We start from the raw sequence: 19,718 nt of genomic DNA on the forward strand, positions 1-19,718 counted from the left end.
GACAAACGGGACTCACCCGCACGGCGCCCGCGGGAGCCTCAGCACTCAGAGGTATTGGCTGGTCTGGACCCGCTCGATCGCCCGGCCGCCCAGTGCATCGCTGTCGTCAGGGTCGACGAGCGTGCGGATGAACACGATCCGCTCGCCCTTCTTGCCAGAGATCTTGGCCCAGTCGTCCGGGTTCGTCGTGTTGGGCAGGTCTTCGTGTTCGCGGAACTCCTGACGGATCGAGCCCATGAGATCGTCGAGACGGATGCCGCTGCTGCCGGTTGCGAGCGACCGCTTGATGGCGTTCTTCTTAGCCCGGCGCACGATGTTTTCGATCATCGCCCCGGATGCGAAGTCCTTGAAGTACATGACTTCCTTGTCGCCGTTCTGGTAGGTGACTTCCAAGAAGCGATTGAAGTCGTCGGGGCGGTACATCTCGTCGACCGTGCGCTCGGTCATGATCCGAACGGCCTTGTGGGGGTCTCCGCCGCCGATATCGGCCACCTCCATCGGGTCGATCGGCAACTTCGGCGTGAGGTAGGTGCTGAAGATGGAGAGCGCCGCCTGCTCGTCAGGTCGGTTGATCTTGATCTTCACGTCGAGGCGACCGGGACGCAGGATCGCCGGATCGATGAGGTCTTCACGGTTCGAGGCGCCGATCACAATGACATTGCGCAGGCCCTCAACGCCATCGATCTCCGCAAGCAACTGCGGGACCACTGTGGACTCCATGTCGGAGCTGATGCCGCTGCCGCGGGTGCGGAACAACGACTCCATCTCGTCGAAGAACACGATCACCGGCCAACCCTCGGAGGCCTTCTCTCTGGCCCGTTCGAAGATGCGCCGGATCTGTCGCTCGGTCTCGCCCACGTACTTGTTCAAAAGCTCGGGGCCCTTGATGTTGATGAAGAAGCTGCGCGCGCCCTGCTGGCCGGAGACCTCGCCGACCTTGGCGGCAAGGGAGTTGGCCACTGCCTTGGCAATCAGGGTCTTCCCGCAGCCGGGCGGGCCATACAACAAGATGCCCTTGGGTGCCGGCAGGTCGTAGGTGCGGAACAAGTCCTGGTGCAAGTACGGCAGTTCGACCGCATCAGTGATCAGCTCGATCTGGGTATCGAGCCCGCCGATGTCGTCATAGGTGACGTCAGGCACCTCCTCGAGCAGCAGATCGTCCACCTCGGGCCGAGGCAGGCGTTCCAGCACGATGTTGGAGCGCACGTCGAGCAGCAGGTTGTCGCCCGACCGCAGCGGCTGACCTCGCAGGTCGCCCGCCAACTCCACGATGCGTTCCTCGTCGGCGCGGCCAGTGACCAGGGCACGGAAACCGTCTTCGAGTACCTCATTCAGCGTGACGACTTCACCGGAGATCTCGGGCCCACGCGCCAGCACGATGTTGTAGGACTCGTTGAGAACGACTTCGCTGCCCTCGACCAGTTCAGTCTCGGCCAGGTCCGGGTGCAGGGCGACTCGCATCTTGCGACCGCTCGCGTGCACGTCCGCCGTGCCGTCGTCGTTGCGGGACAAGAACGTTCCGTACGCCGAGGGCGGTTGGGTCAGCTTGTCGACCTCTTCGCGCAGCGCCGCGATGTGCTCGCGTGCCTCGCGCAGGGTGTAGGTCAGCTTTTCGTTCTGTGAGACCGCCGCCGACAGTTGCCCCTTCGCTTCGAGCAAACGCTCCTCGAGGGTGCTGACGCGCGCAGGCGTGTCGGCCAGTTTGCGTCGGAGCAGAGCGACCTCTTCCTCGAGCGCGCGCAGGCGACTGCGGAGGACCCCCGCATCGGCTGCGCTGCTGCGCTGAGGTTCGGATTCGCTCTGGTCCATGCGCGGCTGACACTACCCGCGCACTACTGTGAAGACGTGACGCGCAGTATGGATGGCCGACGGGCCGCGGCGGGAGCGCTCGCGGGTGCCGTGCGGTACGTGCGCCGACTCGGTAGATTTCATTAGTGGCGCGGGCTCGCCTATCGGGCCGTCGCGGAGGAAGGGTCGCTACACGATGAAGGTCTGGATCGATCAGGATCTGTGCACCGGTGACGGGCTCTGCGAAGAGATCGCACCTGATGTATTCACACTGCTCGACGACGGCTTGGCCTACGTGAAGGAAGGCGACAAGGTCTTCGCCGAACCGGGCGGTGTCGAAGGTCTCGCCGAGTTTTCCGACTCCCAGCTCGACGCCGTGATCGAATCCGCCGAAGAGTGCCCCGGGGAGTGCATCTTCATTGAGGCGTAAGCCGAGATGAAGCAAGAAGCGCAGATTGAGGCGTAAGCCGAGATGAGGAAAACGCCGCAGATCGAGGCGTAAGCCTCATTACCCGCCGCCGCATTCACCGTTGGGGACTTCGCTGAGGTCTCCAGGTCTCGCCCTGATCACAGTGCGGCCAAGGGTGTCCACTCGGGCATCGACCCCCGCCGAGACAAGGAACCCCACCAACTCAGCCCGGCTGAGAGCGAATCCGATCTCCGAGGGGCCTCGCACCGTGCCGAACGCCACACCGACAACGTTTCCCCCCTGATCGACCAACGGAGCGCCGGACTGTCCGGTTCGGATGTCGGCAGCAACCACGTACACGCTTCTAGCAGTTCCGTCACCCCACAGCCCAGTTGCGCTCACGTAGTGCTCGATGCGTGCTGGTGAGGCCACGAGCCCTCCGCCTTCGGGGTATCCGAGCACCACCCCCGATGCGCCCAGCCGTGCCTGATCGATGCCGAGTGGCGGCACCGCGGCGTCGATCAGCAGCAATACCAGGTCTCGTCCCTCCTCGTAGCCCACCACGACCGCTGGGTACGTGCTCGGATCAGTGGCACCGCTCGGGGACCATTCGATCTCGATGGCAGATGCCCCTGCAATCACATGAGCAGCACCCACCAGGACCCCCGGCGCGACGGCGAACGCCGTGCCGTTCGACACTGGCCCGCAGCCTCTCGCCCGCACGGCAACAACTCCTCGAGCCGCCGCGGCGAGCACATCGTCGGCGACCGGCGATGATGCCGGCGGAGCGCCCAGCCACAACGGTCCCTCGCTGCTCTCGATCCGAGCAACCGGTTCGACCAGGGACCCTTCCCGTCCGGCATCGTCCGGTTCTGGAGCGCAGCCTCCCAATGGGGCAGTCAGCAGAGCCGCGCACAGCGTCCGCGTTAGCCACGCTGCGGCGCGTTGGGGTGTTCGTGCCTGGCGCCGGGGTTCGGTTCGTGTGCGGGAGGCGATGGGGCGCGTCACTCCTCGATCAATCGGGCGTGTGTCAAGAAGCCGGTGTGGGCAACCATGCGATGGTCAGGTCGTACCGAGGCCCCCTGCACGTGCCAGCTGCGATGCAGCACCTCGATGGTCTCGACGAACGCCCATGGACCGTCGTCAAGCGTTCGGCGAAGTTGTTGCACCTGGGTCACCGACGGGTTGTAGGCGACGAGGATTCCGCCAAGCCGCAGCCGACCGGGCAGATGCACCGCCACCCGCCAAGGCTCAGGGATGTCCAGGACTGCCCGGTCGTACTGGGCGCTGCCAGAGCCCGGGGCACGAGCTTGGGAACTGGAACCAAGTCGAGGGGGATCGACTGATTCGTAGGCGTCGCGCAGTTGAACGTCGTAGCGGTCGAGCGCCTCTGACCCCTCAGCACTCGCCACATTGACCGCAGCCCGTTCGGCGAAATCGTCCCGCAACTCGTAGCCGGTGACGATTGCACCCGCACGAAGCAGGGTCGCCGACAGCGCACCCGAGCCCACACCGGTTTCGAACACCTGCATGCCCGCTCCAAGATCGGCCAACATCCAGATGGCGCCAAGGTCCTTGGGATAGATGACTTGGGCCCCGCGCGGCATCTTCAACACTCTGTCGGCGAGCGTCGGTCGCATGGCTATGAACCGGGCTCCCGAGCCACTGCGATATTGCGAGCCCTCGGGCGATCCGATGATCTCGTCGTGAGACACCACTCCGGCGTGGGTGTGAAACTCGTCGCCTTCCCTGAGCGACACGAGGTACCGCCGCTGGCGACTATCGATCATGAGCACGGTCTCACCCGGTCGCAGCTCGCCCCCTCGCTGTTCGCCGGCGTCGTCCCGCGCCGTGTGCTCGGGCGCGGCTTGGGAGTGGCTCACATCTGATCCGCCGACGCATTGTCCTCGCCGTAGCTGCGTGTGGTGTGCCGGATCGCGAGTTCTTCACCCGGCGCCAGCTCGCCGCTGAACACCACCTCGCGCTCGCGCCTCGATATTCGCACGAGCAGCCGGAGCCCACTGACGACGATCGCCGCTGCCAGCCACTTGCCGTTGCCCGACCGCGCTCGCCGCCACAGAACATCCATGGTCCGAGCCTTCAGCCCTCCGATGCGTCGCTTCGCTGCCATGTTCACGCCCACCGCATGCCGTGAACCCGGACTACACCCGGACGACTTCGACGATCGTGCTGCGGCGGCGCCCACGACGCCGACCGAACAGGAACGCGGCCAGCACAAGGCCCGTCCCGATCGCGGCGGCCACCGCGACGGCGGCACTCGACACTTGCTCTGCAGCATCGCCGGCCCCACCGATGAGCTGCCGTACGCGGTCGGAAATGTCCTGCGGTGCGATGCGCTGCCCGTCGGTGCTGGATTCGAAAGTTTCCGCCACGTCGTTCTCAGTCTTCTCCGCGTTCGGTTGCCACGTCGCCGAACTGTTCAGTATCCGGCACCAGTCTGGCGGCGTCGCCCTTGGGCCGAATCACCCGCGCCATGGTCACAATTGCGACGATCAGCACGGCGGCACCGGCCAAGTGCGGCACGAAGGACCAGTTAGCACCGAAGACGGTGGTCTCGGTCTGCAGGACGCGCACCAGCGCCAATGCGCCAAGCACGACCGAGAGGCTCACTCCGACCGCGCCGAGCAATCCGAACAACAGGTAGCGGCCGATCCCACGCAGCGGGCCAACCGTTTCCTGAACGACGTAGGCCCGCAACATGGCGGCCAATTCGGAAAGCTCGGCTCGCAGGCCGACGTCTCGTCGTGGCATTACTCGCTCAGGCACCATCCGCTGGGCACAGACTGCGAGAGTGCAGCCTGCTCAGGCACATTGTCCGCCGCTGGACATGAGCGGGCCGCCCAGGCCCGTGTGGCGACGCTACCGGCCGCCCAGCAGTTCTTCCACGCCGTCAAGCACCCCTGCGATCACTTCGACACGATCAGCGGGATCGGGTGCGCTCAGCATGGCGTGGCGATCGAAGGAACCTGCGGGTACGAGTGCCGCCAATTGGAACGACCAGTCCGTCGGCTCCGTCGTGGCCTCCCCAAGCTGCGCGAGGCGGTCGTCGATCGCTGCTGACTCAGCTGCGGTGACTCCCAAGGCACCGATTTCCGAGGCCAATGCTCGCAACCGGCGGAGCCGCGCCACCGTCGCTCTGCGCGTCTGCGAATCCACCTCGGAAGGCTCGTCGGGCCAGATGATCGTCATAGCACGCGGGTAGGGATTGTCCGGCAGCCATTCGGCAATGCGAATCCGCGGGCCACCGGTGGCGAGCATCACCCATCGCCCATCGGGCAGTTCTTGGTGCTGCGCGATGGACGCCAGGCAGCCCACGTCGGAACGGACATCTCCGCCGCCGACTTCGCTCCCACGCTCGATCATGACGACGCCGAACGGTTCATTGTTGCTGGTGCACCGCCGTGCGAGGGCCCGGTAGCGGGGCTCAAAGATGTGGAGCGGCAGCACGGCACCAGGCAGCAGCGGGGAACCAAGTGGGAACATCGCTCGCTCGCGAGCGACATCGGACTCAGCTCGCTCGCGAGCCTCCTGTCGCCCTTGGCTGGGGTCCGGATCTTGTTCAGGCGGGGCCACGCATCAATCCTCGCAGGGCTGCCACATCGCCCACGGGGTACCGCAACAGCTGACCTACTAACGACTCCTGCAGTTCCAGACCCAGTCGGGAATCGACAGGCACACCGTTGAGGATCTGGGCGAACATGACCGTACCGCTGTCGGTATGGACGAACCCTGCCAACGAGTTGACCCCGGTCAGCAAACCGGTCTTGGCATGCAGCCGGCCCGCCACCGGGTGGTCGGCAAATCGATGCGACAACGTCCCGGTGCGCGCTGCGATCGGGAGTCCCGCCGCCACGGCTGAATCAGTGCCGAAGCTGTCGAGCAGAGCTGCCAGCAAGCTGCACGACAACTGGTTCTGACGATCCAGTCCTGAGCCGTCCATCACAACCGGTGGTGACAGTTGAGGCAGCATCTCCGACACGATCCTCGCCGCGGCGGCAGCGCCGGCTGCGGTCGAGCCCTCACCGGCACTTCGCAGACCGATCTCGCGTAGCATGAGCTCCGCAGTCGTGTTGTCACTCTCCCGCAGCATCTGCTGGATGATCTCGATGAGCGGCGGTGACGTCAGCCGCGCTATCTCGATCATGCCGCTCGGCGCGGTTGAGACGTCGATTTCGACATCGACCGAGACGCCACGTACGGTCAACAGGTCCGCCAGCGTGGACACGAACCAACGCGCCGGATGTTCGGCCGCGGTCAAGGCGGTTGTGAAGCCAGTGATGCCGTCATTGAGGCTCAGTGCCGAGAGCGGTCCGCTGTGCAGCTGGGTGACGTAGCGCTGAGGCCATGTCTCGGGAAAGCGGGTCGCGTCATAGCGCGACTCATCGGCGATGAGCTTGCCATGTAACGATCGGATGCCCAGGCCGACGAGTTCGTCTGCCAGATCCTCCATCGGCGTGCGCAATTGCGGCTGGCGACGATGCGAATCCGCGTACGACTGAGTCATGATCAGCGGATCGCCGCCGCCGACGACCCAGACCGTGCCATCGAGTACGCCGTCGACGATCTCTGCATCGGTGAGCACCTGGGTGACCAGTTGCTCAGCAGGGTCAACCACTGCAAGCGCCGCTGCGGCAGTAATGAGCTTTTGAACCGAAGCGGGAATCACCACTTCGACGTCGCTCGAGAACACTTCGGTGCCGTCGATCCAGATCGCGAGGCAGTGCGGCTCGGGCCAGTCCGAGCTGAACGCCGCCATCTCGGTCCCGATGTGGTGTTCCTGCGCCGCCCGCCACAACGCGTCCGGTGCGCGTTCGGCCCGCAGGAGCGGCACTGCCGACGCCAACGCCTCATTCCCGCCAGCGGGATCGTCGAGGTCGTCGGGGTCGAAGGGGTCCGCAGGAGCGAACACCGGAGTGCGAAGCGCAGCGGCGTAGGCGGCTGCTTCATCGGCTGAGGTGTTCATGCGCACGGCCGCCAGAGTGGGCAGCAGGCCGGCTGCTGCCGTCAACAACGCCAGCACGGCTGTGCGCAGTGGTCTCACATCACTCGCGAGGGGCAGTCACGCACGAATCGGACTCCGCACGGGCGCCACCAAGGGCGGCGCTGTCCGCACGGGCGCCACCAAGGGCGGCACCCAGGGCCGCTGAGAGTTCGCCGGCTTGTGAGGGAACCACCTTGGGGCGCGAGGTGTCCGATCGACCAATGAGTATCTCGGTCAGCAGCGCATCCAGCGATCCGGCGAGCAGGTCCCAGTCCTCGCTGAGTCCCCCGCCGATCACCACCATTTCAGGGTCCGTCAGGATGCAGAGATTCGAGATGCCCAGCGCAAGCCAGTATGCGAACTCGTCCAGCACTCCGAGCGCAATGGTGTCGCCCTGCCGGGCAGCCTTGGTCACGTCCGGGCCACGAGCGCCATCGCCGAGACGCTCGCTGGCCATCCGATCCAGTGCGGAACCCGACGCGTAGGCCTCCCAGCAACCGTTCCGCCCGCAGGCGCATTCGCGCCCGCCAGCGGCCACAATCATGTGCCCCGGCTCGCCGGCGTGTCCCACCGCGCCGCGAAGCACCTCGCCGCCGAGCATGAAGGCCCCGCCGATTCCAGTACCGACGGCCACCATGACGCCATGGCGGACGCCTCGCGCCGCCCCGGCCGCCAGTTCCCAACGGGCGGCGCAATTCACTTCGTTGTCCAGCGCGACTGGCATGCCCAGTTCGTCACCGAGCCGAGTTCCGATGTCTGCACCGTCCACGCCGACGAGATTGGGCGAGACTGTCACCCGCCCGGAGTTGGTGATCAGCCCTGCCATGCCGACACCGACCGACGCGGGGCCCTGATCGGGTGCCAGCCCGCCGACCATCTGAACCAGGCACGCCACGAGCGCTTCGGCACCACTGGGTGTGGGCTCGCGCACCGTCCGCTGAAGCGTGCCTGCGCCATCGGTCGCGACGCCGAAGATCTTGGTCCCGCCGACGTCGAAACCGAGATGCAACTTCGATGTCGCAAACGTTGCCGCGCCGACAGATGTCGGCGCGTCGGTTGTCATGAGCGCTGCGACGTCGGCCTGGCGGTGGCGTCGCAGTCCCCCACGCGTCCGGCTGGGATCAGAGCTTTCCCAACATCGACGAGCAGCTCGAGACGTCGATTCCAGCCCCGGGCTCGACCTCGAGCGCCGTCACGGTTCCGTCCTCGATAACCGCTGCGTAGCGGCGCGAGCGAGAGCCCAAGCCGAAGCCGGAGCCGTCCATGACGAGGCCCATGGCCTCGGCGAACTCGCCGTTGCCGTCGGCAGCCATTTCGATGCCCTGCGCACCGTTGGCCTCGGCCCAGGCGTGCATTGTCCAGGCATCATTCACCGAAACGCACACGACCTTGTCAACACCCTTGCCGGCAAGTTCGGAGGCACCTTCGACATAGCCGGGGAGGTGCACGTTGGTGCACCCGGGCGTAAACGCGCCCGGCACTGCGAACAGCACCACCTTGCCGCTGCCCAGCATCTCGCTGGACTGCACGGGCGCGGGCATGCCGCTCTCGTCCAGTACACGCAGTGCCACATCGGGAATCTGGTTGCCGACCTCAATCGCCATTGCTCTGCTCCGTCCCTGTTCTTCTTGCGGGGAAAACGTGGCTCGCAGCGTATCCGCGCCGCTGCTGTCCGGTCCGACCGGAACTGTCCCGGACCCCTCAGTCGCCGCAGTTGCTCTGCTCGGTCGGCACGTGCACACCCTCGATCCAGCGCAGCAGTTCGCCGTAGTCGGATGCCGCTGGCAGGTCCGGATTCGCCTCGGCCACCGCTGCGGGGCATCTGAACAGGCTCGCGACGTCTGCTGCTCGCAGCATCGTCAGGTCGTTGTAGGAATCTCCGACCGCGGTCACGTGATAGTTGAGCTCCCGGTACGCGACGACGGCGCGTTGTTTGGCGTCTTCGACACGGCGGCGCCATCCCAGCAGGCGTCCATCAGCCACGTCGAGCCGGTGGCAAAGCAGATGTGGGTGACCCATCAGCTCCAGGAAGTGGTCGTCGAACTGCTCAAACGTGTCGGACAACAGCACGACGACCCACTGGCGCCGGAGTTCGTCGAGGAACTCACGGGCCCCTTCCAGCAGCGGCAGCTCAGCGATCACCTCCCGGATCTGACTCAGCGTCACTTCATGAGAGTTGAGCACGTCGATCCGGTACGTCATCAGGGCGTCGTAGTCCGGCTCGTCACGGGTCGTGCGTCGCAACTCGGCAATCCCGGTGCGGTCGGCCACCGCGATCCAGATCTCGGGCGTCAGCACGCCCTCCATGTCCAAGGCGATGACCCTCTGCACGAGCGCCGAGTCTCTCATGCCGTGGACGATTGTCCGCGAACCGTTGCCCGGTCGGTGCCAGGACGTGTCCGGTTTGGCGTACCAAACCGTCTGTCGCTGATGGGCACGCGCCACCGGAACTACGTCGACTCCTATGAGGGGCACACGTTTCACACCAGCCGCTGGGACTACCGGTCGCCTCGAAGGCATCGACCTAAGCTGAGCGGAAGGGCGATGCAGAGATATCACAGCCAGCAGAGGTGAAGCGTCGCCCCCGAACACGGACCACTGTGGGGAGACTGGACATGGCAAAGCCGATCAAAATGGCGCACGCCGTCTTTCGCACCGACGACATCGAGCGCCTCCAGTCGTGGTGGTGCACGGTGCTCGACGCCGACGTCGTCCACAACGGTGGATTCATCTCGTTCATCTCCTACGACGACGAGCATCACCGGTTGGCATTCGTGAACCGTGGCCAGCCCGGTCGCTACGACTCTCGCCAGGGGACCCTTGAGCACATCGCCTACTCGATGGGCAGCTTCGGCGACCTCCTCGACCTCTACGAGCGGCTCAAGGCCGCCAGCATCATGCCGGTGCGGACCATCAACCACGGCCCCACCACCTCCATGTACTACGCCGACCCCGACGGCAACGGTGTGGAGTTCCAGATCGAGAACTACGCCACGATGGCCGAGTGCATGGAGTTCATGCGCTCGGAGACCTTCGAGGCAAACCCCATCGGCGTGGACTTCGACGCCGACCTGCTGGTCGAGCGCTTCCGCCGCGGCGACCCGCTCGAAGAACTGGTCAAGCAGGGTTCCGCCCCAGTATCTGTCGGCTGAGCCGGTGAGCACCACAGTCCATCGCAACATCTACCTGAGCGACGAGCTGCAAGCGATCTACGAGCAAACCGTCGCCTTCGTCGCCAACGAGGTCACCCTGGTCGGCGATGCCTGGGAGGAAGCCGGCCAAGTTCCGCGTGAGATCTACAAACAGATGGGCGAGCTGGGGATGTTCTCGCTGCGGGTGCCTGAACGGTGGGGTGGATTGGGCCTCGGTCCGCTCGCCTCGGCCGTATTTTCCGAGGCGCTCGGCACTTCTACGTACGCGGGCTTCGAAGCAAATGTGCTGGTGCACACCGACATGGCGCTGCCCCATCTGCTCAATGCGGGGTCCGACGAACAGCTTGAGCGCTGGCTGGGTTCGATTCAGTCCGGCGACACCATGCTGTCGATCGGGGTGACCGAGCCCGATGCCGGTTCCGACGTGGCAGGGCTGCGCACCACGGCGGTCCGCGACGGTGACGGGTGGCGGCTGAATGGCGCCAAGACATTCATCACCGGAGCCGTGTACGGCGACATGACGGTGCTGGCGGCTCGAACCGACCCCGATGACCGTTACGGGATCTCGATGTTCCTGGTCCCTGCGCACACCGAGGGCTTCGAAGTGGCTCGCAAGCTCGACAAGCACGGCTGGCGCTGCTCGGACACCGCCGAACTCGTGCTACGCGATGTGTGGCTGTCTGACGACCACCTGCTGGGCGAATTGCACCGGGGCTTCTACGCCACCATGGCGAACTTCCAGAACGAGCGGATGGTGATTGTCGGCATGGGCATCGGCGCAGCACAGGTCGCCATCGACCTGACCAACGCGTACACCCAGCAGCGCAAGGCCTTCGACGCCACGCTGTACGACCTGGGTGCAATCCGCCAGCGCATGGCAATGAACCAGGCCAAGGTCGACGCAGTGCGCGCCTCGATGTACCACGCGGCCTGGCTGACCGAACAAGGCATCGACGCCATCAAAGAGATGTCAGGCGTCAAGGCGCTCGGCGCCGAAGTCGTGAATCAGGTCATGTACGACTGCATGCAGTTCCACGGCGGCATCGGCTACATGCGCGAGTCGACCATCGAGCGGATGTGCCGCGATGCGCGCCTGCTGCCCATCGGCGGCGGCGCCACAGAAGTCATGCTCGAAGAGGTTGCGAAGCGCAGCTACATCGATTCCGGCTGAATCGATTCTGAGCATCTGAGACTGAGCCGATAGCCGTTCGTAGCGGTGGTCGCCTCGATGGTGTAGTCCCCGGCGGTGAGGAACACGTCCGCGAGCTGCGCGTCGTCGCCAGTACCGCTGTCGTCGTCGCTTGCCTGGGGGGACCCGCCTGATCCGTGGCCGCCGAGCAGCACCAGGTAGGTATCCAATGCGTTCGTGCCCGTCCCTGTGGCTTCGAGATCGATGCTGACCCATCCCGAGCTGGCGAGGGTGAACGTGTAGCGGCGCGCATAGAACGTCGATCCCGACACGCGATTCGCGGTCGTGCAGCTCATCGTCGACAGCGACACCGACAGCGTGCGCGGCCCGTGAGACAAGCGTCCCCGCGGCGAGGTGCAGTCCGCGTCAGAGCGCGCCACGAACCGAGCCGTCGCGGTGCGGGTCCCATATCCGGTCGCCTCGCACTCCGCTGCGATGTCGAGCCGGCCCGTGTCCGCTGTGGGCCTACCTGCGATGCCCCCACATTCGCGGCGGTGCACGCGACGGCAGTGAGGGCGACGTCGAAAGTGCCCTCCATGGCACCCTTGCCGTCACGGCTGCCCGGCACATAGTTGGTGATCTCGACCGGCGGCACGCACACGACCGAGATCTCGCAGATGTGCTCGACGATGTCCTCAGCGGCGAGCTTGCCGCCGATATGGATGTCGGCGCGCTCTGCGTGAGTCATCGCATTGACCTGGCTGTCGCGGAAGCGGTCGTCGAGCTGGAACATCCCCGCCCCCACATGCCAGTACGCCCGCATCGGCCCGAACACGCCCGCCGCGTCTCGCGAGTAATAGAAGGCATAGCCAAAGTCCTGCCGCGAAAGACCCATAGCCGAGCGCGCCGGATACCGATAGACGAACTCACCCAGAGGGGTGACCCTCGACATGTCCAATTCGTAGATGCCGATCGCTATCAGCAGCGCAGCGATCTGACGAGGCTTCACCGTGAGCCCGTTGCTGCAGGGTCGGGCGTGCAGCCGAACGGCCTCCTTGGAGACATGATCGATCGCCAACAGCGTTCCGACCGTGACCGGGGTTTCCTTGCCCGGGGTGCGCACCTCGACATTCGCCGAAGCATCCACGCACAGGATCCGGTTGTTCGGGCTCAGCTTCTCGCCTGGGCCGCATCTCGAGAACACCCGGAACAGGAATTCGCGAGGACTGTCAACCGTTCGGGTCTGGCGAGCCGTGGGACTGCGCGTGCTTGATCGACCTTGAGTCGCACCTGAACTGCTTCCGCTGCTCACCGCGCCGAGCGACAGCGCTAGCTCGTGCGGCGCGCTTCGGTCCGGCCAGAGCGTGACGCTGCCATATCCGCGTGCTGCGCTGTGCCCGAACCCGAAATAGTCGTACAGAATGTCTGTGCTCAAGCGTTGCGAGCCGAACGAAACCGAGCGGGTCACCGGCCAGTAGTTGAAGTTGACGGTGGTCTGTTGGTCGACGGTGGCGTCGACGGTCTGGGCGAGGCCGCTGATGGGCACGGTGACGGTGAGGGTGTAGTCACCGGTTGCGGTGCTGCCTGATGCTGTGTTGGCGGTGGTCTCGATGGTGTAGGCGCCGGCTTCGAGATACTTGTCGTGGATCTGGGCTGCGGTGGCGATGCCGCTGTTGTCGTCCTGGTGCAGGACCGCACCGGTGTTGGCGTGTCCCGACAGGAGCAGCAGGTACGGGTCGAGGCTGCTGCTGTTGGCTTTGGCGAGGTCGATGTCGATCCATGCGGGGGCGTCGACGGTGAAGGTGTGCCAGCGCGCGGACGGCCGGCTGGTTTGGCTGCCGCGATGGGTCGAGGTGCATCCCTGCACGGCCGCGACGGTCCCGGCGGCGGTGTATCGGCCTGCTGCGAGAGTGCCCAGATCGTCAGTGCATGCCGCGTCCGCGCCCCCGACAGCGACCACGGTGAGGGTGTAGTCGCCGGTGCGGCGGCTGCCGTAGGTGGTCGCCTCGATCGTGTAGTCCCCCGGCGCGAGCTCCACGCCCGACAGCCGCGAGTTGTCATCGCCCGCGGAACGGTCCCGGTCGTCGTTGCCGCCCATCCGCGCCGCCTTGAGGCTCTGCTGACCGCTCAGGATTGCCCAACTGCCGCGGGCGCTATGGCTCTTCAAGGTGGCGGAGTTTGGGGATGCGCGCCGCCGATCCAGATGAGCATGTTGCCGATGTCGTATGGCAGTCCGGGAGATATGTGCCAGAGGAGCCACAGATCGATAATGAACTCGGTCCGGCCGTCCGCATCGGCGGTCGCAATGTGTGGGTAGCTGGAGACGGAAGCCCAGTGGGTCGACCCTTCGCCGTCGACGCTCATGTCGATACTGAATTCGTTGGCGAATACCGGGAGCTGCTCGACTTCGAGCACTCGGCCGTGCTGACCGTCAAACACGACGGTGTAGGCGCGCAGATCCTCGATGTGCACCGCGCCCCAGTAGTCGAACAGGTTTCCTCGCACCAATGTGCGGCCACCCGACAGAGGCTCCAGCACGTAGCGGATAAGCGATGGGTAGAACCAGAAGCCGCCGGTGACGGGGACGCGTTCGATTACGGCGTCTGTGTATCCGAATTGGCGCAGGCTCTCCGCGCTGTGCGTCCTGGCTTGGTGCGGAAAGTCGATGAACCATGCGCGGGAGATGTCGATCTCGGGCGACATCTCGGCGTCGACGGCGAACTCGATCAGTGCCGGGTCAGCCGGGCCGTCCCAGCCGTCGATCTCGAAGGGGGCGGTCTCGCCGGGCTGTACCGACAACGGCCAATGCCACGACTCGCCGTCTGCGGTGACCGTGGCGCCGTATGCGAACAGGCTGCGGGACCAGTTGCGCACCATCCCCCGCAGCACCCCGTCGCGCACCTTGACCGATTCGCGCAGCACACGCACCCCGTCAATGGGCGCTTCAGCAGGGGCGAAACGGATCTCCTTGTAATCGGAATAGTTGAACGCGAAGGTACCCAACGCGTCCACGCCTCCCCACAGCGTGTCCTTCCAGCGTTCCTTCTGGGCCTCCACCGACAGCGCGGACATCTCAAGCGCCTCACGGGCGGTCTCGGCATAGCCCAAGCCTCCAAGAACGCTCACATAGCCGTAGCGGTGCGTGGGCGCGTCGGGATCGGGCGGCGGCCCTTCGCAGCCCATCTGCGGGCGCATGTCCTGGAGGCGGTTGTAGTCCTGCAGGCGTAACAGCCCGCCGGTCTGGTAGGGCACATGCATGATGGCCTCATATGCCTGCCGGTCGTCGCACATGTCGAATGCGCGGCCCCACACCGCCTCGAGCCTCGGATCGGGACGTCTAGGCCGGTGCACCGGACCCAAGACGTCCTCTTCTTGGGCGGGTACTCGCAGGTCGGCAGCCTCCGCGAGACGCCAAGCACGGAAGTCGAAGTACTCGTCCCTGCGGGGCGCGTAGTCTCCCGATGGGCGTACCTGCGCCAAGTGCTCTCTGACGGGTTCGGAAACTGTGGCTTGCGGCTGTGCTGTCTCGGCGGCTGTCGTGGCGACCGGACCCGACTCCGGGGTCGCCGACGCGCTGGACGGCAGCGACGTCGACGTGCTGGCCACTGGGGGCAGCCGCGGCTCCGCAGCGGGATCGTTCCCGGTGCAGCCAGCCGACACCGCCATCAGCACGGCCGCCGCCGCCAGCTGCCGACGCGGCCTGCTTGGGTTCATGGCAGGTACACCGGGTCCTCGCGTGTGCGGTTCGTCAAGTGCGCCGCAGCGAACACGTTCACCAGGCTCTCGCTGTTCACCGGCCACCAGCTGCAGTCGTAGCGGACCGCCGGCGGTGTGCCCTCCGCGCGGCATACCTGAACCTGCAGTTGCCGGCTCTGGGCGATCGAGCCGCTGCCGAAGGTGTAGCTGGTCTGCTGCCACGGATAGTCCGCACCGCGGACACCGTGCCCGTCGGGCACGGCCTTGAACCATGTCGTGGTCGAGCCCGGCAGGAACGCCGCGGGAAACACCGCGAACTTCGTGCCGACTTGGTTCTCTACGTAAGTGAACGACAGGAACGGCGCTGCGAGCGGAGTGCGCGACCGGTACCGCTCCCCGGTGTCGGGGTCGGTTTTCCACAGGTCGGCGTTGTCGGCCTCGGGGTCGTACACCTGCATGGCGCCTTGCCGGTTGCCGGGGTTGAAGAACCAGCAGTCGAACGCGGCGCCCGTGTCGCCCCAGCGGCAGTCCAGGTCGATCGCCCCGCCCGAGGGGCTGTGGTCCCGGACGTAGCCGTCCACCGGGCCCTCGCCCGTATAGCCCTTAGAGGTCACCAGCAGGTCATCGCGCTCGATGTCGTACATCTTCAGATACGTATTGTCCCGGCACGTCTGGGTCTCGGACTCCCCACGGCAGCCGAACCACGGCCCGTACCCCCGAGCAAGCTTCTCAAGGAACTCGGTTGTGTTCGTGGCGTCGACACCGCACAGGGTCTCCAGCAGCCGCTCCGCGACCAGCGTCCCGCCGATGCGGGCATCCGCACGCTCGGCATGATCCAGTTCCAGCACCGGTACGAGGTCGTCGTTGACGGCGAAGGTGTCGTCGATCTGCCACCAGCCCACCCCGGGGTGCCAGAACGCCCGAGCGGGCCCCGAGGTCTGCGAGTTGGCCGAGTACAGCCGGTAGTTCTTCGGCTGGATGCTGCCTCCTTGGCGGACGACGTCCTTGCGGGACAGCGCCATCGGCGAACGCGCCAACAGGCGCGTCGGGTCGCCGTTGGCGTCGAATGCCGGGTTCTCCCAGTACGGGATCGCGAGCATCACCGCCGCGAGACGATTCACGCTTATGTTTTGGCATTCCATGCCTTTGCGCGCGAACGCATCCTTTCCGGCCTGCGCCGCAGCGACCGTGCCTGCCAAGGCCCCCGGAGTCACCCGATACAGCGCACCGCCGTCAAGCGCCGTGCGCGCGTCCTCGCGCGGATTGCTCTGCAACGACGCTGACACACACAGCTGCTCACTGCTCGGGCTCACCACCGAGCCGTGGCCGCACACCGCGTCAACCGAGAACTCATAGCCCGATGTCACTGACACCACAGATGTCGCAGACCGAACCTGCCGAGCGCCTCGAGTCGCCGAACCCCCTGCGCCGCTTGCGCCATTCGAAGCCGCAACAGTGGTTCGCGTCACGCTCAAGCCGTGCGTATCGACCAGCGGCACAGCCAGCGAGAGCGACACCTCGCCTCCAGACGCGGATATGCCGATGTCCAGCAGATCCGCCAGATAATCGATATCGCCCGAACGGGACTGCAACCCGATCCTTACGTCGGTGGGCCAGTAGGTGAAGTTGACGGTGGTCTGCTCATCGACGGTGGCGTCGACGGACTGGGCGAGGCCGCTGACGGGCACGGTGACGGTCAAGGTGTAGTCGCCGGTGCCGGCGACCCCGGTATGCGTCGCAGCGGTGGTCTCGATGGCATAGTCGCCGGCTTGGAGGTAGCGGCCGCGGATCTGGGCCGCGGCGGCGGTGCCGCTGTTGTTGTCCTGTTCGAGCACGGTGCCGGTGTTGGCGTGCCCCGACAGGAGCAGCAGGTACGGGTCGAGGCTGCTGCTGTTGGCTTTGGCGAGGTCGATGTCGATCCATGCGGGGGCGTCGAGGGTGAACGTGTGCCAGCGCGCGGATGGCCGGCTGGTTTGGCTGCCGCGATGGGTCGAGGTGCATCCTTGTACGGCCGCGACGGTCCCGGCGGCGGTGTATCGGCCTGCTGGGAGGGTGCCCAGATGGTCGGTGCATGCCGCGCCGGCGCCCCCAGCAGCGACCACGGTGAGGGTGTAGTCGCCGGTGCGGCGGCTGCCGTAGGTGGTGGCCTCGATGGTGTAGTCGCCCGGCGCGAGCTCAACCCCGGCGAGCCGCGAGTTGTAGCGGTGAGTGCCGTGCCCGGAGCCGACATCGTCGTTGCGGCCCAACACGGCGCCCGTCCCGTCGGCGCTGTGGCCCTCCAGCAGCAACAGATAGGTGTCGAGCCGGCTGGTGTTGGTCGCTGCGGACGCCAGATCGATCTGCACCCGCAACGGGGACGACACCGTGAAGCCATGACGACGCGCGTAATAGCTCCCAGAGGTGCCGCCGTCGCGGCGACGCTGCGGCGACGTGCATCCCGAAACAGCCGCGACCGTCCCGGTGCGCGTCGTGGTGCCCACCCCCAGCGTGCCCATGTGCTCCCCGCAGCTGTCAGCGGCCCGAGCCGTGAACGCCACCGTGGCAGTGCCGTCCGCCCGGCCGGAATGAGTGCACGTCACCGTCACATCTGCTGAGGACCCCACCGCCACCCCCACGCTTGCGGTACGAGCCCCGCCGGTGCCCGCCGTGACCGTGGGCGTGCCGGCGGTCGCGGTCGCGGTGCACGACGCCCCGGCAGGCTCCACGCTGAACCCGTCTGTCACCGTCACGGTGCCCGCGCCCGTGTGTGTCGTGTCGGACAGGCCCGTGATCTGGACCCTGTCCCGGCAATCGGCGCTCACTTGTGTGAGATGACTGGCGGCTGCGGGCAAGCTCACCGTCAGCGTCGCAGTGCCGTTCTGGGTGCACGACAGCGTCACCGTGCCGGTGCGCCGCCAGCTGCCCAGCGACGCCCCCAGCACCACCAGCGGACTCGTACGCTGGGACTGCGAACTGCGCACCCGACTCACACCCCCGCTGGTGGCCCACCCCAGCGACGGCCCGAACGCGGACGCATCCGCAGCGACCGACAACACCAGCGGCGCGTCGGCGGCCATGTCGCAGTCCAACGCCGCGTCCACGCCCGACGGCGCCGCCGCCGCAGCGCACGTCCCTCCCGACGTCGCCGTCACCGTGACCGACGTCACCGCGCCCGCGTGAGCGAACACCACACCGGCGACACCGTCCGCGTAGCCGACACCGGTGCAGGTGACCGTGATCGCCGTCGCGGCGGGCACGGTGAACTCCGCGCTCAGCACCCGAGCGCCCACAACCCCCGATGGCGGGCGCTTATATTCGATTCGAACAAGAAATCGTCGACAACTCTCTCGATGTCCTCCTCGGTATAACTGTCTCCGCCCGACGTGCAACTCACGAGCACCGGCGTGAGCAATAGGCATGACGCCACAGACAAGACAACGAGTCGGACCGATCGAGAGATTCCTCTGGAGCAGTGCATGGCTATCCGATTCTGAATCTTGCTGGCAGGTCCGCAGGGGTTGTGGCTCATTTTCACTGTCTATGCCTCAACCGTAGTGCGGATAATCGATATCGATGAATGGCACCCATTCGAGGGAGATCGCTAAATCGAGTGCGCCATGTATTGTCTCCGCTAACTGACCGGCACGAGGTCCAAAGCCATTCTGCTGAAGCTTGCGGTTCGTCGGCATTGCCCCATAGCAGGCTCTATCCAGAAACGTTGCCTACGCATTCGGCAATGAACTCAGCAGTGCATTCCGGCGAGTCAAGGCGCGGGATGATGACGTCGGGGTTCTTCAACAAGAAGTCCCTGATTTCCTGCCAGTAGTGCTCGTTGCGCAGATTGAGCAGTCGGTCGCGCTCTGCCTCGTCCAGTGTGGGGTAGTGCTGGGCCCAGTTCGCGCAGCCATGCCGTATATCAAAATACTCATCCAAAGTGATTCCAAAGTCCGGTTCTAGCCGGTCGTAGTAGGTCCCGTCAAAACTGATGCCCTCCTCCAATTCGAGTCTGTCATATTCGTCAGGAGGGGGATCAGCCAGCAGCAGGCCACTGTAACCGTGCTCTGCTGCGCACTCTCGCATTGCTTCGTAATAGGACGCTTGAAGTATGCCGCCTTCTCCGAGTTCCGCTGGCAGCGAGTTTTGGGCTTGGCCTATTTGGAGCTGTATGGCGAGCGCGAAGTACCAGCGGTGACGTTCTTCGTCCGTAGCTTCATTCTCGAGCCACTGGCGCTCTTCCTTGTCGTACGCACGCTTGTCGGCATTCGTTCGAAATGTGGCATTGCGATCCCGCCGATACACATTGACTATCTGCTGGACGCCTGCAACTTCGTTGACGTGCTCGCGGAAGGCTGCATCGTCTAGGTTGCGCAGATCGACTTGATTGTCGTCCATCAATAACCAAAATCCGATCAGAACCAACACAGCAATAGGTGCCGCTATTAGTGCAATACGTAACGCTCTATTCTTGTTCATGACATAGCTCTCTTGTCGTGATCCCTCGAACTACATTAGCCGTGCTGCCTCCCGGCAAAGAAGCATGAGAGCACTGATAGAACATCATCG

At 65.4% G+C, this 19,718-nt stretch carries 19 protein-coding genes; 3 read left to right on the forward strand and 16 right to left on the reverse strand.

From position 1 onward, the window contains the following. Positions 1 to 45 precede the first annotated feature (45 nt). Positions 46 to 1,809, reverse strand: coding sequence for a proteasome ATPase (arc, locus tag ACOCMM_RS11360; protein ID WP_419553264.1), 1,764 nt, complete (start codon positions 1,807 to 1,809; stop codon positions 46 to 48). Between the two features lie 175 nt (positions 1,810 to 1,984). On the opposite strand from arc, the gene ACOCMM_RS11365 reads away from it, so the two are divergent. Beyond that, positions 1,985 to 2,218: a ferredoxin gene (locus tag ACOCMM_RS11365; protein WP_419553265.1), complete on the forward strand. Its 234-nt coding sequence runs from the start codon at positions 1,985 to 1,987 to the stop codon at positions 2,216 to 2,218. A gap of 78 nt (positions 2,219 to 2,296) precedes the next feature. Here ACOCMM_RS11365 and ACOCMM_RS11370 read toward each other — a convergent pair whose 3' ends face one another. The 10 genes from ACOCMM_RS11370 to thrH all read right to left on the reverse strand — a co-directional run bounded on the left by ACOCMM_RS11370 (position 2,297) and on the right by thrH (position 9,548). After that, entirely contained in the window at positions 2,297 to 2,896 is a 600-nt protein-coding gene (locus tag ACOCMM_RS11370; RefSeq protein WP_419553266.1) for a S1 family peptidase, read from the reverse strand. 305 nt (positions 2,897 to 3,201) lie between these two features. Further along, complete coding sequence (locus ACOCMM_RS11375; protein WP_419553267.1) at positions 3,202 to 4,080, reverse strand: tRNA (adenine-N1)-methyltransferase; 879 nt, start codon at positions 4,078 to 4,080, stop codon at positions 3,202 to 3,204. After that, a complete protein-coding gene (locus ACOCMM_RS11380) occupies positions 4,077 to 4,328 on the reverse strand; it encodes a hypothetical protein (RefSeq protein WP_419553268.1) in 252 nt (83 codons plus the stop codon). The genes ACOCMM_RS11375 and ACOCMM_RS11380 overlap by 4 nt, the downstream gene beginning before the upstream one ends. A gap of 31 nt (positions 4,329 to 4,359) precedes the next feature. Next, positions 4,360 to 4,590, reverse strand: a complete 231-nt coding sequence (locus tag ACOCMM_RS11385; RefSeq protein WP_419553269.1) for a hypothetical protein — start codon at positions 4,588 to 4,590, stop codon at positions 4,360 to 4,362. A 7-nt stretch (positions 4,591 to 4,597) separates the two neighbouring features. Continuing rightward, the gene (locus ACOCMM_RS11390) at positions 4,598 to 4,927 is read right to left on the reverse strand and encodes a hypothetical protein (RefSeq protein WP_419553270.1); all 330 of its coding nucleotides are present in this window, start codon (positions 4,925 to 4,927) and stop codon (positions 4,598 to 4,600) included. Between the two features lie 150 nt (positions 4,928 to 5,077). After that, entirely contained in the window at positions 5,078 to 5,791 is a 714-nt protein-coding gene (locus ACOCMM_RS11395) for an LON peptidase substrate-binding domain-containing protein (protein WP_419553271.1), read from the reverse strand. Further along, the gene (dacB, locus tag ACOCMM_RS11400; RefSeq protein WP_419553272.1) at positions 5,778 to 7,259 is read right to left on the reverse strand and encodes a D-alanyl-D-alanine carboxypeptidase/D-alanyl-D-alanine-endopeptidase; all 1,482 of its coding nucleotides are present in this window, start codon (positions 7,257 to 7,259) and stop codon (positions 5,778 to 5,780) included. The genes ACOCMM_RS11395 and dacB overlap by 14 nt, the downstream gene beginning before the upstream one ends. Before the next feature lies 1 nt (position 7,260). Beyond that, positions 7,261 to 8,262, reverse strand: a complete 1,002-nt coding sequence (locus ACOCMM_RS11405) for an ROK family protein (RefSeq protein ID WP_419553273.1) — start codon at positions 8,260 to 8,262, stop codon at positions 7,261 to 7,263. Between the two features lie 58 nt (positions 8,263 to 8,320). After that, on the reverse strand, positions 8,321 to 8,803 hold the full coding sequence (locus ACOCMM_RS11410; protein WP_419553274.1) for a peroxiredoxin: 483 nt from the start codon (positions 8,801 to 8,803) through the stop codon (positions 8,321 to 8,323). A gap of 97 nt (positions 8,804 to 8,900) precedes the next feature. Continuing rightward, positions 8,901 to 9,548: a bifunctional phosphoserine phosphatase/homoserine phosphotransferase ThrH gene (gene thrH / locus ACOCMM_RS11415; RefSeq protein ID WP_419553275.1), complete on the reverse strand. Its 648-nt coding sequence runs from the start codon at positions 9,546 to 9,548 to the stop codon at positions 8,901 to 8,903. Positions 9,549 to 9,814: 266 nt separating this feature from the next. On the opposite strand from thrH, the gene ACOCMM_RS11420 reads away from it, so the two are divergent. Together ACOCMM_RS11420 and ACOCMM_RS11425 are read left to right on the forward strand one after the other, a co-directional pair. Beyond that, the gene (locus ACOCMM_RS11420) at positions 9,815 to 10,351 is read left to right on the forward strand and encodes a VOC family protein (RefSeq protein ID WP_419553276.1); all 537 of its coding nucleotides are present in this window, start codon (positions 9,815 to 9,817) and stop codon (positions 10,349 to 10,351) included. A gap of 4 nt (positions 10,352 to 10,355) precedes the next feature. Beyond that, complete coding sequence (locus tag ACOCMM_RS11425; protein ID WP_419553277.1) at positions 10,356 to 11,522, forward strand: acyl-CoA dehydrogenase family protein; 1,167 nt, start codon at positions 10,356 to 10,358, stop codon at positions 11,520 to 11,522. Here the strand turns inward: ACOCMM_RS11425 and ACOCMM_RS11430 are convergent. From ACOCMM_RS11430 to ACOCMM_RS11450, 5 genes are all read right to left on the reverse strand, one after another. Then, positions 11,504 to 11,836, reverse strand: coding sequence for a hypothetical protein (locus ACOCMM_RS11430; protein ID WP_419553278.1), 333 nt, complete (start codon positions 11,834 to 11,836; stop codon positions 11,504 to 11,506). The genes ACOCMM_RS11425 and ACOCMM_RS11430 overlap by 19 nt on opposite strands. Further along, the gene (locus ACOCMM_RS11435; RefSeq protein ID WP_419553279.1) at positions 11,833 to 13,647 is read right to left on the reverse strand and encodes a hypothetical protein; all 1,815 of its coding nucleotides are present in this window, start codon (positions 13,645 to 13,647) and stop codon (positions 11,833 to 11,835) included. Before ACOCMM_RS11435 ends, ACOCMM_RS11430 begins: the two co-directional genes overlap by 4 nt. Continuing rightward, positions 13,644 to 15,194: a hypothetical protein gene (locus ACOCMM_RS11440; protein WP_419553280.1), complete on the reverse strand. Its 1,551-nt coding sequence runs from the start codon at positions 15,192 to 15,194 to the stop codon at positions 13,644 to 13,646. The genes ACOCMM_RS11435 and ACOCMM_RS11440 overlap by 4 nt, the downstream gene beginning before the upstream one ends. Then, the gene (locus ACOCMM_RS11445; RefSeq protein WP_419553281.1) at positions 15,191 to 18,433 is read right to left on the reverse strand and encodes a hypothetical protein; all 3,243 of its coding nucleotides are present in this window, start codon (positions 18,431 to 18,433) and stop codon (positions 15,191 to 15,193) included. The genes ACOCMM_RS11440 and ACOCMM_RS11445 overlap by 4 nt, the downstream gene beginning before the upstream one ends. 427 nt (positions 18,434 to 18,860) lie before the next feature. Beyond that, positions 18,861 to 19,628, reverse strand: coding sequence for a hypothetical protein (locus ACOCMM_RS11450; protein WP_419553282.1), 768 nt, complete (start codon positions 19,626 to 19,628; stop codon positions 18,861 to 18,863). Positions 19,629 to 19,718: the final 90 nt, after the last annotated feature.

Origin of the sequence: Candidatus Poriferisodalis sp., assembly GCF_965198245.1 — a bacterium.
Taxonomy (GTDB): Bacteria; Actinomycetota; Acidimicrobiia; order Acidimicrobiales; family Poriferisodalaceae; genus Poriferisodalis.

Coding starts and splice junctions, on each gene's coding strand:
- arc (WP_419553264.1), bottom strand. CDS start 1,809: ATGGACCAGAGCGAATCCGAACCTCAGCGCAGCAGCGCAGCCGATGCG.
- ACOCMM_RS11365 (WP_419553265.1), top strand. CDS start 1,985: ATGAAGGTCTGGATCGATCAGGATCTGTGCACCGGTGACGGGCTCTGC.
- ACOCMM_RS11380 (WP_419553268.1), bottom strand. CDS start 4,328: ATGGCAGCGAAGCGACGCATCGGAGGGCTGAAGGCTCGGACCATGGAT.
- ACOCMM_RS11405 (WP_419553273.1), bottom strand. CDS start 8,262: ATGACAACCGACGCGCCGACATCTGTCGGCGCGGCAACGTTTGCGACA.
- ACOCMM_RS11410 (WP_419553274.1), bottom strand. CDS start 8,803: ATGGCGATTGAGGTCGGCAACCAGATTCCCGATGTGGCACTGCGTGTA.
- thrH (WP_419553275.1), bottom strand. CDS start 9,548: ATGAGAGACTCGGCGCTCGTGCAGAGGGTCATCGCCTTGGACATGGAG.
- ACOCMM_RS11420 (WP_419553276.1), top strand. CDS start 9,815: ATGGCAAAGCCGATCAAAATGGCGCACGCCGTCTTTCGCACCGACGAC.
- ACOCMM_RS11430 (WP_419553278.1), bottom strand. CDS start 11,836: ATGAGCTGCACGACCGCGAATCGCGTGTCGGGATCGACGTTCTATGCG.
- ACOCMM_RS11440 (WP_419553280.1), bottom strand. CDS start 15,194: ATGAACCCAAGCAGGCCGCGTCGGCAGCTGGCGGCGGCGGCCGTGCTG.
- ACOCMM_RS11450 (WP_419553282.1), bottom strand. CDS start 19,628: ATGAACAAGAATAGAGCGTTACGTATTGCACTAATAGCGGCACCTATT.